Here is a 17,092-nt window from a genome sequence, read left to right on the forward strand (position 1 = left end):
AATACCTCAGTCTCAAATGGAAAAAAAGAACCAAAGCTTTCACTATGATTCTTTTACTATAACTATGTTACTCTTCATTCGCTAATTTCAACACCGCTTTATATAACACTTCTGCCCCAATACCTAGGTCTTCTTTGTCTGACCATTCTTTAGGATTGTGACTAATCCCATCCTTTGACCGAACAAAAATCATACCCATTTCTGAAGCTCTAGACATAATCATTGCATCATGCCCTGCTCCACTAGGCAATTCAATGGGTTTAATTCCTAATTCTGATACCGAATCATAGATAGCGCCCTTTAGTGCATCTGAACAAATCGCTGAAGGAAGACGATGTAAATCTTCTATTACAAATTCAATTTCCCTAGTGTTACATACAATGGATATTTCCTCATGTAGTTGTTTCTCTACCTTTTGAAGAACTTCCATAGATAAATCTCGTAAATCAATGGTGAATTCTACTTCACTCGGAATAATATTAACACCTCCAGGTTCTGCTGAAATTCTCCCTACCGTTATAACAGTCCGTTCTTGTAGTTTCGCAAGTTCCTCTAATTTCGTTAAGATAATAGCTGCAGCAGCCAAGGGATCTTTTCTTAACCACATTGGGGTTGTACCAGCATGACCAGCTTCCCCTTTTAGTTTTACTTTTAACCAAGTAACGCCAACTATGCCACTTACTATACCGACAGGAAGATTCTCCTGCTCAAGGATCTTGCCTTGTTCAATATGAAGCTCTAAATATCCTTTTATTGTACTTGGATCCCTCTTAACATCCTTAACTTCAGATAGATTGTATCCAAATTTCTCCATTGCTGTAGCGATCGAGACACCATTTTGATCAATACTTTCAGTTAATTCATGATCACTAAGTTGTCCAATCAGCGCTGAACTCCCCAACATTCCCGTTGAGAACCTCGCTCCTTCCTCATCCGTAAACGACACAACCTCTACAGGATGAATAGTTGTTTTGTTTTGCTCATGAAGAGTATGTAAAACCTCGATACCTGTTAATACACCAGCAGGACCATCGAAGATACCACCATTGAAAACACTATCAATATGAGAACCAATCATAACAGCAGGTGCCTTGGGATTCTGTCCTTCTTTTCTACCAAATAAGTTTCCAATCGCATCTTCCCATACTCGTAGTCCAGCATTCTCCATATATTGTTTCACTAACTTCTTAGCTTCTCTTTCTGACTCAGTGAAAGATAAGCGAGTAATTCCACCTTTAGGATCTTCTCCAATTTGACCAAGCTCCTGAATATTCGACCACAGTCGTTCTTGATTTATATTCAATATTTTCACTCCTTTCATCTACCTTGCCACACTGTATTCATCATAATATTTATTGAAGTCCCTTGTAAATATTAATAGTCACCCATGCTATATTCGATAAGCAACTTATTTACTACTTTTCACTTGTAGTGACCGTTTCTTTATTAAATGAGTCCCCACATTACTAATCCTCTTTATTAAAATTTTCAATCCCGAAAAATTTACTAGAACAACTCCAATTATAATTGTTATAACTCCAACCCACATAAAGCCAGACATTTTTTCTTGGTAAAAAACAACACCTAATACAATTGCAATTAGTGGGGATATATAAAGCCATGTCGATGGAAATAAAGGATCTGTCTTAGCAACAAGCCAATAATAAAGACTATGTCCTATCATAGAACCAAAAATAATTAAATAAACTAATGATCCTATAGAATTCCAAGACCCCAATGACTCTAGTGTCATCGTTTCTGTAAAAAATGATAACAGTATCAGCATTAATCCTCCTATAACCATTTGAGCTGCATTTAATGCAATGGGAGAAGTCTCTTTGAAACGAACAATAACGTTCCTTGAATAAAGGGTGCCACTCGCATAACCAATTTCTCCTATTAATATAAGTACACACCCAATAAACCAAAACAAGCTTACCTCAAAAGAAAAACTAGGGAGTAGTAATACAATGACTCCAATAAAACCAATTAAACAACCTAATATTGCCAATTTAGAGGTTTTATATCGTAAAACAAATTTTCCAAGCAACAAGATCATAATAGGGCCAGTAGCTGATAATATGGCTGCAATTCCTGAAGAAATGTATTGCTCTGCCCAATAGAGAGTTGCAAATGTTCCGAAGGTTAAGCAGAATCCTGTTATAACCATCTCTTTTTGGAATAAAAGTGATAATCTAGCTTTCTTCTTAAAAAACAGAACAGAATAAATAATCACCCCGGCAAGAAAAAACCTTAGTCCTGCAGACATAAACGGTGCTGCACCAGCATCAATTCCTATCTTAATTGCCAAAAACGTTGTTCCAAAGATAAAGCACATCACAGTATAACCAATAATAATCATAGAATCCTCTCCTTTCTCCCCATCATAACTGGCAATACATAGAACAGATGATAAAAACAGAACAGATTGAAAATTTATCTGTTAAAATGATTTAAAAGGAGGGAGTCTATGAAGAGTTCACATCGTAAGAGTAGGTCGGTTTATCTTTATGAAGAAGTATATAATTACATTCAAACTCGTATGGAAAGAGGAGAGTGGAAAAAAGGTGACAAACTGCCCTCTATTCGTGAGCTTTCTTCTATACTCCAAGTTCACCGTTTGACCGTTTTCAAGGCATATCAGCAATTAAAAATTGACAAAAAGGTAACCGTAAAAGATAAATCCGGATATTATATATTGGATCATTCACCATTGATCACTCTTCAAACAGATGATCATATTCAAAACGCGTTCTTACATAAAAGTACATTGTCAGAAATTCATCAAATCCCGGTAAAGTTTCAATTTTCACAAGCTCTTATCGATCCCAACCTTTTGCCAAATCGTTATTTCTCTGAATATGTGAAGAAGGTTTTTGACTTATATCCAAAAGTACTTGGGACGTATTCAACAGTACAGGGAGATGAAGAGCTTAGAGAAACATTAGCAAACTACTTCAGAAAAAAACATAATTTACATGTAGAACCAGAAGAATTATTAATTACATCTGGTTCACAACAAGCGATAAACTTAATTGCACATTCATTAATCAAACCAAGAGACACAGTTCTTATGGAAAGGCCAACCTATAGTGCAGCCATTGATATATTCCGAGGTCAAGGTGCCAACATCTTGACTGTTGATATTTATCAAAATGGATATAACATGGACATCGTAGAACAACTTATGAAAAAGCATAAACCACGTCTTTTTTATCTAAATCCGACCTTTCATAACCCAACAGGATATACCGTGCCAACCGAACAGCGTAAGCAATTGGTAGAGCTTGCTGAAAAATATAAGTGTTTACTTGTAGAAGATGATCCCTTTCATGATATCTACTTTGATAAAGCACCTCCTGCCCCTCTGTTCACATATGATTCAAGTGGATATGTCATGTATATTAGTAGTTATAGTAAATATGTGGCACCTGGTTTGCGGATTGGCGTAGTTGCAAGCAGGCAGCCACTCATGAAGATTCTTCTAACTGCAAAATCTTTAGCTGACAATGGAACACCCTTACTAAACCAAAAAATGTTTCTCCATTATTTCACCTCAGAAAGAATGCAGCAGCATCTAGAAAAACTAAGAATCGCGTTGCAGATACGAAAAGAGATTATGGAAGATGCTCTATCTCAAAGTGAATTAAAATGGGTAAGTCCAAATGGAGGGTTAAATTTGTGGGTAAAGCTACCTTCAAATATAGATTCAATGGCATTACTATCAAAGTGTGTGGAGCAATCTGTTTCATTTGTTCCAGGACATATCTGTGATTCTAGGAATCAATTACACTCATGGATTAGATTAAGCTATTCATTTGCGAGTGAGAAGGATTTAAAAGAAGGGATAGAAAAGCTTTGTTATTGCTTAAGAACTCTTTAAAACAATTACCTTCTTTACTTTACTAAAGTGTTCTAATTTTATCGTTACATAACCTAGTAGAGAGAACATAAGTATTAATGTTCTCTCTACTTACTTATCATATAGCAGGAGTAGCTATCCTATTCTATCCAAAGAAAAAAAGAGGAGAGGGTACCTCTCCTCTTTATCCTACATTTAGAAGTCAAATTTTGTTGCTTGGAATTTAACTGTACCATGCTTTGAAAAAAAGCGAATATCTCTACTATTTGCTTTAGGAAAGATCCGACTTGTGAAGACTTCTTGACCGTCATTCACAAAGATTTCTACTGATGAGATATCAACAAATAAATGGAGCTTTAGTTTATCTACAGCCATGCTGCACTGCCGTATCGCTCCATATTCCTTTCCCACTTCTTCGCCAGATAGTGAACGATCTAGCATTAACTTCCCCTTTAAGGAATCATATTTCAGCACCGTTTTTTCATCATCTGACGCCCGAAACTCAATTCCAAATTCCTCAGCATCATTGGCATAAAATTCACAGATTAGTTCATAGGAATCACCTGAGAAATCATCAAATGATATAACTTGATTTTCAATTGTTCCGTTCACCCTCAATTCATCTTTCCTTAGTAATTGAAGTTCTTCCACCGGCTGTTGAATAAGCTTTCCATCTTTTAATGATAATTCTCTAGGTAAAGTTAAACAATGAGCCCATCCATCAGAATCTGTTGGATAATCAATCTCAGGTAACCCCATCCATCCAACAAGCAACCGTCGCCCTTTACCATCAAGCATTGTTTGAGGAGCATAAAAATCAAATCCACGATCTAACTCATAAAACTCACCATGTTCAAACTCTTTAGTTTCTAGATTTAGTTCTTCCCCGACAATATAACCAGATTGATAGATATTATTGAAGAAATCATCTTGTGGTGAAATACCTTGAGGAGAAAACACCAAACATCCTAGTCCATTAAGTTCAAAGTAATCAGGACATTCCCACATATACCCGAAATCTTCTAATCCTGTTTTTAGTTCACCTTCAAATTCCCATTCAGTTAGATTATCAGATTTATATAAAACAACGCAGCCGGTCTCGTCACTTCTTTGTGCACCTATAATCATGTAAAAGTTGTCTTCTTCCTTCCAAACTTTTGGATCACGGAAGTGGTCTGTATACCCAGCTGGAACTTTAGATATTACAGGATCATCAAGTTTTTTAATCTTTAAGGATTCATCCATTATGGCCAAGCATTGGTAAGGCTTACGGTTCCAGTTCTGATCACGAGTATTCCCTGTGTAAAGCAGATGTAGTTTCCCTTCATATTCAATTGCGCTTCCAGAATATGATCCATGAGATTCGAAGTATTCTCTAGGCTCAATGGCAATCCCCACATTTTCCCAGTTTACCAAATCCTTTGATTTTGTATGATACCAGTATTTCAACCCATGTACTGGGCCTAGTGGAAACCATTGATAAAACAAGTGATATTCTCCATGGTAGAAAGAGAATCCATTTGGATCATTTAATAGGCCGGTAGTTGGTTGTATATGAAAGGTTTGTCTCCATTGAGAAGCATTCACCTTACTAGTTAGTTCATGCATTTCTGACTTACTTGCTTGCTCCAATCGTCTGTATCTGCTTTCTTTTGTCCATTCCAATTGTTGTAACCTCCTTCAATCTGTAAACAAAAAGTGAGAACAGATTAGCGATTCTTCTCTAGACATACACATAGATTGTGATAATGCTAGATTCTATAGTAAAAGGGCTATATTTATTAAGCTACTTTCTGTCCCTTTTTCACTTCTCTTTTTGCCAATATGAATGTAACTATAAATGCAACAGCAAAAGAGATTAACATACCAATTACGTAAAATAGGATTGTATCAGGACGAATCGAGATGATTCCAGGTATTCCAGCTGCACCAAGTGCAATTGCTTTTGTCTTAAATAGTGTTACAAACGCAGAAGCGACTCCGGCTCCAACAATTGCTCCAATGAACGGATATCGAAGCTTTAAATTGATTCCAAACATTGCTGGCTCCGTAATACCAAGTAGTGCTGAAATACCTGCTGCTGAAGCAGTACCTTTTTGTTTCTTATCTCTAGAAGTTGCAAACACAGCAAGCGTTGCTGCTCCTTGAGCTACATTGGACATCGCCGCAATAACAAAGATGAAAGATCCACCTGTCTTTGCTATATCAGCAAGAAGTTGTGTCTCTACAGCAATAAAACTATGATGCATTCCTGTAATGACAATCGGTGCGTATGCTAAACCAAATAGAGCTCCACCAACAAACCCTGTTGAATCATACAACCAAACTAAACCGTCTGTTAATAGGTTTCCTGCAGAACGTGTAAGTGGACCTACAACTGTAAAAGTCAATAATCCAGTTACAAAAATGGATAATAAAGGTGTAAGTAAAATATCTAATGCAGCAGGTACATATTTTCTTAACGTTGTTTCGATCTTAGCTAATATAAATGAAGCTGCTAGAACTGGCAGAACCGTTCCTTGGTAACCAATTTTTTCAATTTCAAAACCAAAAATAGTCCAAACAGGGATTTCTCCACTAACTAATGTAGCTCCATAATTCCAACCATTTAACAAATCAGGATGAACCATGAGCATTCCAAGTGTTGCTCCTAAATAACCATTACCACCAAAACGTTGTGTAGCAGAGAACCCAATCAATATTGGCAAAAAGACAAATGCAGCATTTGCAAATGTATTAATCAGCGCAGCTAAATCAACCATTCCTGGATTTGCTTCAACAATTGATTGTCCTTCTATAAATAAATCTTGTGCTGTTAATAAGTTATTAATTCCCATTAATAATCCACCTGCAACAATGGCAGGTATAATTGGTACAAATATATCTGAAAGCATTTTAACAAATCGTTGAAGCGGATTCATTTTCTTTGCACCAGCACTCTTCACATCACTAGTAGACATATCTGAGAGCTCAGTTAATTTCCTCAACTCTTTGTAGACCTCATTAACTGTCCCGGTTCCAATAATGATTTGATATTGTCCTCCTGTTGAAAATGTCCCTTTTACAACATCCATTGAGTCTAGCTTTTCTTGATCAACCTTTCCCTCATCCTCTAATACAAGTCGTAATCTTGTTGCACAATGCGCTGCAGCATTTATATTATCTTTGCCACCAAGTGCAGCAAGAATGTCTTTTGCAACTTCCTTAAAGTTCATATTGTACTCCTCCTACTTAATTTCTATTTTTCCCAATAATAAAATATCACACTCTCAACGGAACCGGTTCCAAATTAATCGAAATAAAAAACGCTTTCGGGAACCGGTTCCAAATTAAAGCATTTTTATGAAACCAGAAAAGGAACCGGTTTCATAATTGAATTATATGATAGTGGATTATTTTTTGTCAACACTTTCTCTCTCAATAAGCTCAAAGTTTGATAACGTTAATCTTTCAGTATCATCACCTCTTATAAGTCTCAATACCTTTTTAGCTGCAATTACCCCAGCCTCCTTATAGAAAAATTTAACTGTAGTTACACCTGGATGCATCATCTCTGTCACTTCATATCCACCAAATCCGGTGACTGAAATATCTTTAGGAACATCCATTCCTTTAGAATATGCCGCCTTCATCGCTCCAATTGCAAGATTGTCAGTAGCACAGACGATAATTGAAGGGTTAAATTCATCGATGATAGTAGGAACAATCTCTAGTGAACTTGAAATGTTAAAACCAGCCTCATAGTACTGTACATCACAGCTTATCTCACTAACCGCTTTTTGAAATCCTTCTTTTCTATTAATTCCAACAGCAATATCTTGCTGGGATACACCAAGGTAAGCAATTTTACGATGACCCTTTGAAAGTACATATTTCCCCAAGTGATAAGCAGCCTCAAAATCATTGTGAATTAAACTATATACTTTTTCATGTTGTTGTCCTACTAATAAAACTGGGACTTCTACTTGAGTAAACGCTTCAAGATGTTCATCAGTAATTTGTGTAGCTAGTAAAATAATACCGGCTACCTTTTGTTTGGCAAGTGTGTAAATATTATCAATTTCACGTTCTAAATTTTGACTTGTATTTGAGACTAGCATTTGAAAGTTCTGCTCTCTTAATTGTTCATCAATTCCTATAAGTGTTCGTGATGTCGCGTAAGAATCTAAACGTGGTACAATCGTACCAATGATATTAGTTTTCTTCGCTTTTAAGCTTTGAGCAAAAGCATTCGGGCTATATCCTGTATCATTCATTATTTGCTCAATTTTTTTCTTTGTATCTTCACTAATTGAACCATTATTTAAATAACGCGAGACAGTGCTCTTAGCTACCCCCGCTTTTTTTGCTATATCTGCAATTGTAAGCATTTCCTCAACTCCGTATACTACAACCTTTACTCAATTATACACTTTTTTCCTGCTAATCGTATCATTTCCCTTATTATTAGAAATTGAAAAAATATGAATAAATTAATTTAAAAAGCCGAAGTTTAGTTATCAACCGACGGCTTTTCAATTGTAGATAATTATGAAAAGTTTCCATATATTTAATCTTTTGCTGTTTTCGTATAGATTCTTGCTTTCAAAACCACAGGCTGAATACACTCCGCGTCCGGCGGGTGACCAGTGAGCCTCCTCGTCGCTACTGCTCCTGTGGGGTCTCACTTTGGCCACTGTTCTGAGCAGGAGTCTACGTGTATTCAGCCTGCTTATAACTGTCATTTCAGTATATATGTCTAAAACAACAAACTTTGAGAAAACAGTCTTTTAAATATAAGGATTTTCTATTTCCTTACAAGTACCCGCCGAAATAACTCTTCAATCTCCTGGACCGGTAATGGTTTACTAATGTGATAGCCTTGGATGTAATCTGCTTTTAACTCTCTTAGGACATCCATTTGTTCACCTCTTTCCACTCCCTCTGCCACGACTTTTATAGACAGGATATGAGACATCGTGATAATTGCTTGAACAATTGAACTACGCTTTATATCATCTGTGACATCATCAATAAACGATTTATCAATCTTTAAAGTTTGGATGGGCAATTCCCTTAACAAGGATAATGATGAAAATCCTGTACCAAAGTCATCCATGGAAATACTTAGACCAAGATCTATTAGCTCTTTAAGAATTTTTTTACTTAAGATTAAATCTTTTAACATCGTACTTTCTGTAATTTCTAGACATAAATCATTTGGATAACAACCGGTTTTATCAAGAATATTTTTAATAGACTGTACGAAGTTTGTATGATTAAGTTGTTTAGATGAAATATTGACATTTATCTTTACCCCGGGAAACCCCATGTCTCTCCATGTCTTATTTGTTGCACAAACCTCCTCAAGAACCCACTCACCTATAGGTATAATTAATCCAGTCTCTTCTGCAACTGGAATAAAGTCCATAGGCATCACCATCCCGAATTCAGAAGAATTCCACCGTAATAATGCCTCAACACCAATAATATTTCCTACTTCCATTGAATAGAGGGGTTGGTAATGAATTAAGAACTCATTTCTCTCAAGTGCCTTTCTTAATTGTTTTTCAATATTAACACGCTTGGAGTTATGGTTATTTATCTCATTACTAAAAAGCTGGAGTCGATTTCTTCCCTGAGATTTAGCATTATACATTGCAATATCAGCTTGTAGAATAATCGTTTCTGCATCAAGACCGTTATCAGGAAAAATACTTAATCCAAGACTTGTCGAAATGTGATATTCTCGGTCTTCATCACAAAAAGGCTCTCTCAATAAAGTTACAATTCTCGTTCCAAGTGTATAAACCTCATCAAAATTTGAATCGAAAGGAATTGCAATAATGAACTCATCTCCACCCAACCTCGCTATAACATAGCTTTCTTTTGCAATCCCCAGAACTCTCCTAGCTACATGTCGAAGTAATCTATCTCCTGTCTGATGACCATAACTATCATTTATCACCTTAAATCGATCAATATCAAATAATAAAATGGCAACCTTACCATTATTTTTCTTCGCTTCGTCTAGTAAAATAGGTAACTTCTCCTCGAAATATAATCGATTAGAGAGCCCTGTTAATGTATCCTTATAAGCTAATTGATAAATTTTTTCCTCTACTTTTTTCCTTTCGGTAATATCCATTATTGATCCTATTATTTCGTTCACATTTCCAAATGTATCTATGAGAGCTTGTCCTGTAATGTACATCCAAATATAGTATCCTTCTGTATGAAGAATTCTACATTCAACTTCAAAAGGTTTTCCTTCCGCAATATGATGTTTAAAACAATCTTTTACATGTAAATAATCCTTGGGATGAATCAATTCAATGAATTTCGATAATGATATTTCAAAGTTGTTTATTGAATAACCAAGGGTTCTATTAATTCCGCCCCGGATCGACAATTGTTTTGTTTTATAGTCCAATCCCCAAATTCCGTCATACATAATATTTGATATAAGTTCCAGCTGTTTAGAATATGACTTTATTTCTTCATTCATATTGGCTCTAATTAAGGCTGCTGCAAAAAAATTAGCTAGCTGATAGGTCATATTTAACGGAGTAACCTGAGTTGTAATATCTGATAAGCCTACGAATCCGAATACTCCTAATTCTTTTTCTTCTTGAGTAATCGGAATAACAATTATTACATTCTCCTCTTTTAAAAAAGAGTCATTAAGTATCATTTCCTTCAACGGAAATAATTCCGGGAGACAATTACTTGAATGAGTAATATCATGTTTATTTTCATCTGAGTTTTTTTCATACACACTTACAGAAAGTTCACCTTCATGACTCTTGTCCCACAACCCTAATAGCACTTGACTAAAGGGTGTATGGTTTAACCAATCCATTTCTGTAAGACCCTTATAATCGTAGGATTGCATTAATTGTCCTAAATTAAAATTTCGAGATACCATATTACTCAAAAAATTAATAGTATCAGAAGTATTTTTTAACGGTAATTCGTTCAACACTTTCTGGCACCCACAACTTTCCCGGAAGATTGGAAATGCTGATACAAGAGAGGAAATGGTCGTATCATTTTCTTCATTCAATATATCAAACAAGACAGAAACAGCTCTTTCACCAACCTCGAAAACTGGTAGGTGTATTGTAGACAAGGATGGCGTACTCTCGATCGCAGTTGGATTATCATCAAATCCAATTATGGCGAGATCATTGGGAATCTCTAGATTATGTTGTTTAATATAATGAATTAATTCATTAGCAACAGTATCATTTACACAAACAACACCAGTGCATGGTATTTGAGCAGTAACCATTCTTTCAACAATTTCTTTAATACTATGTTTTTGGGTATTATAGAACCAAGAATTTTCATAATCAATACCATGAACTGCTAATGCGTTAACATAACCTTGGAAACGTCGCTTGGCATCATGAAAATAATAATCACCGACATAAGCAATTTGTTTATGCCCATGCATGACCAAATGTTCTATAGCGCTTCCCATCATTTCTTCATTATTGATATTAATCTTAATATCACAATCTAACAATGTGTTAATGCCTATAATAGGTGCTCCTAGTTTTTTTAACTCTTTTAAATAATGCTCATCAACAGCATCCATTATAACAATCCAACCGTCAACAATCTCTGAACCATACATCCGAGAATAGTTGCTCGCAGATGTCCCTATTACTACAACTTTCGCATCGTATTCTCTTGCCTTTTCCGAAATGCTTATTAATAGATTTCCGAAATAAAATCCATCTAAAATAGGTGTTAACACACCAATTATTTTTTCTGTTCTCATTGGTTCCACCCTTGATGTTTTATTATTAAAAAAGAGATTAATTCTAATCATTATCTTACAACCACTTTATTAAACGCTTTCATTTTTGCGGATTAAAGGTTTGATTTATCCGATGTTTGATAAATCTATTTACAATTAATTGGATGAAAGATAGGACAAATACGACATTAACCAATCATAAGAATCCTATCTATTCAGTCTCATATAATCACAACTTAAATTTGCCTACTACCTCTTTCAATCTTTCTGATAATTCGGTAAGTTCTCTGGCGTTATTTGCAACTTCTTCCATCGAGCTACTTGATTGTTCAGTTGTTGCGGAAATTTCTTCAACTCCAGCAGCTGATTCTTGAGAAATAGCTGCAATTTCCTGTATAGAATTGTTCATTTCTTGACTGGTAGTAGAAAAGTTAGATAAATGTTCTGTAACAGTTTGAATATTGGTAACCATGTTAGTAACAGCTTGACTAATTTGGTTGAATGTTTTTCCAGTTGTTATGATTTGATTAGTACCTTCTTCTACCTCTGTATATCCGCTTTTTAATGATTCCGTAACAACATCAGTTTCTCCTTGAATACTTTTTACTATAATCGTTATATCATTTACAGACAACCTAACTTGCTCTGAAAGTTTTCGAACCTCATCAGCAACTACCGCAAATCCTTTACCATGTTCACCAGCACGAGCTGCTTCAATCGCTGCATTTAAAGCTAATAAGTTTGTCTGATCTGCAATACCTTTGATCACAGACACCAATTTTGAGATTTCTAAAGACTGTTTATCTAACCCTTTTACTTTTTGTACTGCTTGATTAACAATCTCATCTATTTTTGTCATTTGCTTTATTGATGCATCCATTAAGCTAGTTCCATCTTCTGTCATACCTAGGACATTTCGAGAAGACATATATATATGTTCGCCATTCTCATTAGCTTCACTTACCTTTTCTGTAAATGTGCCCATCATAAAGGATAGCTTACTCACATGATCTGCTTGTAATTCTGTACCTGAAGCTATCTCCTGCATAGTAGAAGCTACCTGCTCAGTTCCTACTTTTACTTCATTTGCAGATAGAGTCAGTATTTCACTCTGATTGTTAACAGTCTCAGAAATATCAAAAATTTGTTGAATCATTTCGCGCAAATTAACACTCATTGTATTCATAGCAAAAGCAATTCGGCCAATTTCATCCTTACCATTGTATTCAATGTTTTGTATAGTAAGATCTCCGTTTGCAATTTTGTTACTAACCTCAACAACTTCGTTTAAGTTCCGGGTAATTATTTTGCTTAATAAGAGTAGAAGAATCGTTCCAATTATAATTGAAACAACCATCGATATAACTAAAGTAAATAGTGTAACACGTTGACTTTCTTCCACTTGATCAACCGCAAGCTGGCTCTCTTGATTTACAAGTTCACGAAGCATATCTAAAACAGAGGCTGCTTCTAATTGTAACAACTCCACCTCTTTAGCTGCTCTTTTCGCTGTTACATAGTCACTAGCTTCTACCGCTGGTATAATTACTTGGGTAAATTTCTGATTAATAGATACATTAACAGTTACCATTTGATTAAACAATGTAATCTGTTCCTCTTTATCCATTTCTGGCTTTATTTCTTCAGCGATTGAATCAAACTGAGATAGATATCCCTCATATTCACTTATATATGTTTTAGTTGAGTAGTGGACAAAATTTGAAATTCTCAAACCCATCGATTGGGTCAAATTATTCATTTCGGCAATGTTCATTGCTCGGTCTGCCCTTCGGTCTAGAGCCTCTACATTATCACCAATTTCAGTAATAAGCTTTGTTACATATATAGTGGACATTCCAAATAAAAGAAAGATAATAGCCATAACTAAACCGTATTTTTTGCCAATGTTAAAATTCTTTATCATATCGTTTTTGACTCTTTTTCTTTTAAAAAAAGAAATAGCTTTTCTCATTTTCCTCAAATAGTCTGTTTTTTCTCTCATGACAATCCCCCATTTGTACGTACATATATAATATTCACTATCAAAAAACACAAAAAACTGAAAGCGATTTCATAAATGTTTTTCGTTGAATACTCACCCTTCCATCTGATATGTATATTAATTAAATATATTAACTTCATAATCTATAATAGTATAAATCGGAATCAAATTACAACAAAAATCGACAAAATGTCCGTACAAGTTTTCTATAAATGAACTTTTTGTGAGAGGTAAATATTTCTAAATAAATAAAAAAGGCTATCTAAGGTATACCTTAGATAGCCACTTAGCCAAATTTAATTTAAGGCTCCATAAATTACCGCTCGGAGCCTTGGTTGATGATAAGCTTCAAAATTAGGTAGCATCTGCTGCATATAAACAGCAGATAATTTTTCTTTTGGATCAACTAACATCCATGTACCAGCTAAACCGGACCAACCAAATTCACCAATAGAACTATTAAGTCCACCAACTGCTGGATCTATCATTGTTCGAACTCCTAGGCCGTAACCATAACCAGCAAGATAATCCCAATTATATTGTTTCATTTGCTCAGATTGGAGATGATTTGTGCCCATAAGACTAATCGTATTCTTTCCTATGATTTTAACCCCGTTTAGTTCTCCCCCATTAGCCAACATATGTGAAAAATTGCTAAAGTCCTTTAAAGTGGATAATAGCCCAGCCCCACCTGATTCGAATGTTGAGTTAGGGTGAAATTGTCTATCCATACTCTCGTTTCTGATTAGTACTCCATCTTCACTTCTATCATAAATTGCAGCTAGACGGTGTTGCTTATCATCTGGAACTTTAAAGAACGTATCTAGCATCTCAAGTGGTTTAAAGATTTCCTCATTTAAAAAATCACTAAAACTTTTTCCTGATAAAACTTCAATTAAAGCACCTAGTACGTCATGGCTGAATCCATAACGCCATTGTGAGCCTGGATCAAACGCCAAGGGGATAGAAGCAAGGAGCTTTGATAAATTTCGAACCGTCGCTTTCTCTCCATACATATCTCTATCATTTAATTCACTTAATGCTTTGCTTACTTGTCGTTCTGACTCATCACCTTCTCCACCATAAGTTAAACCAGAGGTCATTGTAAAAAGATCTTTCACCAATATCGATTTTTTCGCTGGTGTAACAATCCATTCACCTTGTTCATTTAACCTATAAACACTTGGATTTTTAAATTCAGGTAAATATTCCTCTAGAGGATCATTAAGAAGAAAGTAGCCTCGTTCATATAACATAAGTGCAGCAGTACAAGTAACCACTTTAGTCATCGAATAAATTCGGAAGATTGTTTCTTCAGTAACGGGTTTTTGTAAATCCTTGTCAGCAAAACCTACATAATCCTCAAAAACTAGTTTACCTTGATGCATCACAGCCAATGAACAACCTGCAGGTCCTTTTTCAACGAAACTTTTTAATAATGGATGAAGCCTTTGCATTGTATGCAATGTGAATTCTCTCCTTTTTCAAATAAAATTCTTCTATTGATTTACTAGATTTCCTTAATCCAAACTAGCATCTCTTCTCTCTTATTACGATTACCCCAATACCAATATGGTACCGCTTTTGCTGTTGTTTCATTGAACACATTTTCATCTGATGAATATAGCTTTCCGTTCCATGTTGTTTCATCAATTTTCACGCCTTTTATCTCAATAGCTTCAAAACTATTAAATTCATTAGTAATTAGAGGTTTTGCATGTCTATGAATAAACAGATTCGATAAACTCTGTCCATTATCTACTTGTTCTAAACAATACACAACCGGTCCACGTTTTAGAGCTATTTTCCCATTATTTTCTCTTACTAAAGGATTTGCTCGAACCTTTTCTATCTCAATCGAGAGGCTTAGAGTGACCTGATCTCCCCGTTTCCATTCACGATTGATTATAATATAGCCACCATTATCAAACTCAACATCTACATCTTGTTCATTTACCTTTACTACATGGTTCCTACACCATGAAGGAATTCTTAAATACAAGTCAAACTCTACTTTTTCCTCTGTGTTTATATCCAAGACAACTTCTCCTGTTGATGGATAGTTTGTATTTAACCCAAGATGAATTTTCGTTCCTTTCATTTCAATTTCAGTCTCATTTGCAATATATAGATCAACATTTAGACTAGTTTCTCTAATTGTATAAATATATTGTCCTAGTGATGTGATTAATCTTGCTATGTTAGGTGGACAACAGGCACATCCAAACCAACTTACTCTTTCTGGTTCAACATGTTTATGGTCATATCGATGTTCGACTGCAGCAGGAACCACCTCAAGAGGATTTACATAAAAGTACTTTGTCCCCTCAGTTGATATCCCACTTAATACACCATTATAAAGTGCTGTTTCCATAACATCCGCATAAGATCGATCCGTCTCTATTTCTAGCATTCTCTTTGCCCAGAACATTAGCCCAATCGAAGCACATGTTTCTGCATAGGCGACATCATTAGGTAAATCATAAGGAAATGTAAATCTCTCACCATGACCTTGCGACCCAATCCCACCAGTAATATACATTTTACGAGTAGTTACATCATGCCATAATTGTTCTAAAATACCTTTGAGTTCAGAATCACTTGTTTCAATTACGAGATCAGCCATTCCAGCGTATAGGTACATCGCACGAACAGCATGTCCATGTGCTGTTTTTTGATCACGTACAGGTAGATGTGCTTGGTGATAATCTAAACCAAACCAGCGATCTCTTTCACCAATTAATGTGACTTCTTCTGAAAGAAACGAAGGCTGCTTCCCTCTCTCATTAATAAAGAACTTACATAAATTTAAATAATCTTGATTTTTTGTCACCTTATACAGTCTATATAAAGCTAGCTCTATTTCCTCATGTCCTGGATATACCTTTCTCTTACCTTCCTCCTCTCCAAATATCGAAACGATATAATCTACAAACCTACAAACAGTGGTAAGAAACTTTTCCTTACCCGTAATTTCATAATAGGTGACAGCAGCTTCAATTAAATGACCAGCGCAGTATAGCTCATGCCCATGAGAAAAGTCAGTCCACTTTTGATCAGGCTTAGCAACTGTATAATAAGTATTTATGTAACCATCTTCTTGCTGTGCAGCAGTAATCAAATCAACTAATTGGTCAATTTTCCCCTCTAATTCATCATCAGGAAAATGCATTAGACTATAGCTAGCTGCCTCAATCCATTTAGCTACATCACTATCTTGAAAAGGCATTCCATGGAATTCACCATTGGATAATCCGGCCGCAATTCGAAAATTCTCTACAGAATGACTAGGGGGTGCACCAACTATTTCATCGTTTAGTGCTCTCCACTGGTATGGTATTGTTTTCTTTGTAATTAATTCAATTAAGGGGCTCCAGAATGAATCCGTAATCACTGTTTTCTTTTCTTTGTGCTGTCCTACTTTTGCCATTAACTATACCTCCCTTTCAAATAAAACGCTTTCATATTCTACAGTTATAAA

Annotated in this window: 10 protein-coding genes; 1 reads left to right on the plus strand and 9 read right to left on the minus strand. The window is 35.4% G+C overall.

The genetic code is table 11. The annotated features are described in order from the left end of the window. Positions 1-67 precede the first annotated feature (67 nt). A complete protein-coding gene (locus BLQ56_RS05565) occupies positions 68-1,303 on the minus strand; it encodes a Zn-dependent hydrolase (protein ID WP_238457179.1) in 1,236 nt (411 codons plus the stop codon). A gap of 105 nt (positions 1,304-1,408) precedes the next feature. Beyond that, positions 1,409-2,362 (minus strand): DMT family transporter, encoded by a 954-nt coding sequence (locus BLQ56_RS05570; RefSeq protein ID WP_090850778.1) that lies wholly within the window; start codon positions 2,360-2,362, stop codon positions 1,409-1,411. Positions 2,363-2,470: 108 nt separating this feature from the next. On the opposite strand from BLQ56_RS05570, the gene BLQ56_RS05575 reads away from it, so the two are divergent. Then, positions 2,471-3,883: an aminotransferase-like domain-containing protein gene (locus tag BLQ56_RS05575; protein WP_090850780.1), complete on the plus strand. Its 1,413-nt coding sequence runs from the start codon at positions 2,471-2,473 to the stop codon at positions 3,881-3,883. A 174-nt stretch (positions 3,884-4,057) separates the two neighbouring features. Here BLQ56_RS05575 and BLQ56_RS05580 read toward each other — a convergent pair whose 3' ends face one another. From BLQ56_RS05580 to BLQ56_RS05610, 7 genes are all read right to left on the minus strand, one after another. Then, positions 4,058-5,527: a glycoside hydrolase family 32 protein gene (locus BLQ56_RS05580; RefSeq protein WP_090850782.1), complete on the minus strand. Its 1,470-nt coding sequence runs from the start codon at positions 5,525-5,527 to the stop codon at positions 4,058-4,060. A 116-nt stretch (positions 5,528-5,643) separates the two neighbouring features. After that, complete coding sequence (locus tag BLQ56_RS05585; protein WP_090850784.1) at positions 5,644-7,077, minus strand: sucrose-specific PTS transporter subunit IIBC; 1,434 nt, start codon at positions 7,075-7,077, stop codon at positions 5,644-5,646. A gap of 177 nt (positions 7,078-7,254) precedes the next feature. Beyond that, the gene (locus BLQ56_RS05590) at positions 7,255-8,232 is read right to left on the minus strand and encodes a LacI family DNA-binding transcriptional regulator (RefSeq protein WP_090850785.1); all 978 of its coding nucleotides are present in this window, start codon (positions 8,230-8,232) and stop codon (positions 7,255-7,257) included. Between the two features lie 416 nt (positions 8,233-8,648). After that, positions 8,649-11,630, minus strand: a complete 2,982-nt coding sequence (locus tag BLQ56_RS05595) for an EAL domain-containing protein (RefSeq protein ID WP_175490191.1) — start codon at positions 11,628-11,630, stop codon at positions 8,649-8,651. A gap of 208 nt (positions 11,631-11,838) precedes the next feature. Beyond that, entirely contained in the window at positions 11,839-13,611 is a 1,773-nt protein-coding gene (locus tag BLQ56_RS05600; protein ID WP_238457180.1) for a methyl-accepting chemotaxis protein, read from the minus strand. Positions 13,612-13,907: 296 nt separating this feature from the next. Continuing rightward, positions 13,908-15,068, minus strand: a complete 1,161-nt coding sequence (locus BLQ56_RS05605; RefSeq protein ID WP_175490212.1) for a serine hydrolase domain-containing protein — start codon at positions 15,066-15,068, stop codon at positions 13,908-13,910. A gap of 53 nt (positions 15,069-15,121) precedes the next feature. Beyond that, positions 15,122-17,041, minus strand: coding sequence for a glycoside hydrolase family 127 protein (locus BLQ56_RS05610; protein WP_090850789.1), 1,920 nt, complete (start codon positions 17,039-17,041; stop codon positions 15,122-15,124). Between the last annotated feature and the right edge of the window lie 51 nt (positions 17,042-17,092).

Source organism: Litchfieldia salsa (genome assembly GCF_900104555.1).
Taxonomy (GTDB): Bacteria; Bacillota; Bacilli; order Bacillales; family Bacillaceae_L; genus Litchfieldia; species Litchfieldia salsa.

Excerpts from the sequence above, each read along its gene's own strand:
- BLQ56_RS05570 (WP_090850778.1), bottom strand. The coding sequence starts at position 2,362 with ATGATTATTATTGGTTATACTGTGATGTGCTTTATCTTTGGAACAACG.
- BLQ56_RS05575 (WP_090850780.1), top strand. The coding sequence starts at position 2,471 with ATGAAGAGTTCACATCGTAAGAGTAGGTCGGTTTATCTTTATGAAGAA.
- BLQ56_RS05585 (WP_090850784.1), bottom strand. The coding sequence starts at position 7,077 with ATGAACTTTAAGGAAGTTGCAAAAGACATTCTTGCTGCACTTGGTGGC.
- BLQ56_RS05590 (WP_090850785.1), bottom strand. The coding sequence starts at position 8,232 with ATGCTTACAATTGCAGATATAGCAAAAAAAGCGGGGGTAGCTAAGAGC.
- BLQ56_RS05595 (WP_175490191.1), bottom strand. The coding sequence starts at position 11,630 with ATGAGAACAGAAAAAATAATTGGTGTGTTAACACCTATTTTAGATGGA.
- BLQ56_RS05600 (WP_238457180.1), bottom strand. The coding sequence starts at position 13,611 with ATGAGAGAAAAAACAGACTATTTGAGGAAAATGAGAAAAGCTATTTCT.
- BLQ56_RS05605 (WP_175490212.1), bottom strand. The coding sequence starts at position 15,068 with ATGCAAAGGCTTCATCCATTATTAAAAAGTTTCGTTGAAAAAGGACCT.
- BLQ56_RS05610 (WP_090850789.1), bottom strand. The coding sequence starts at position 17,041 with ATGGCAAAAGTAGGACAGCACAAAGAAAAGAAAACAGTGATTACGGAT.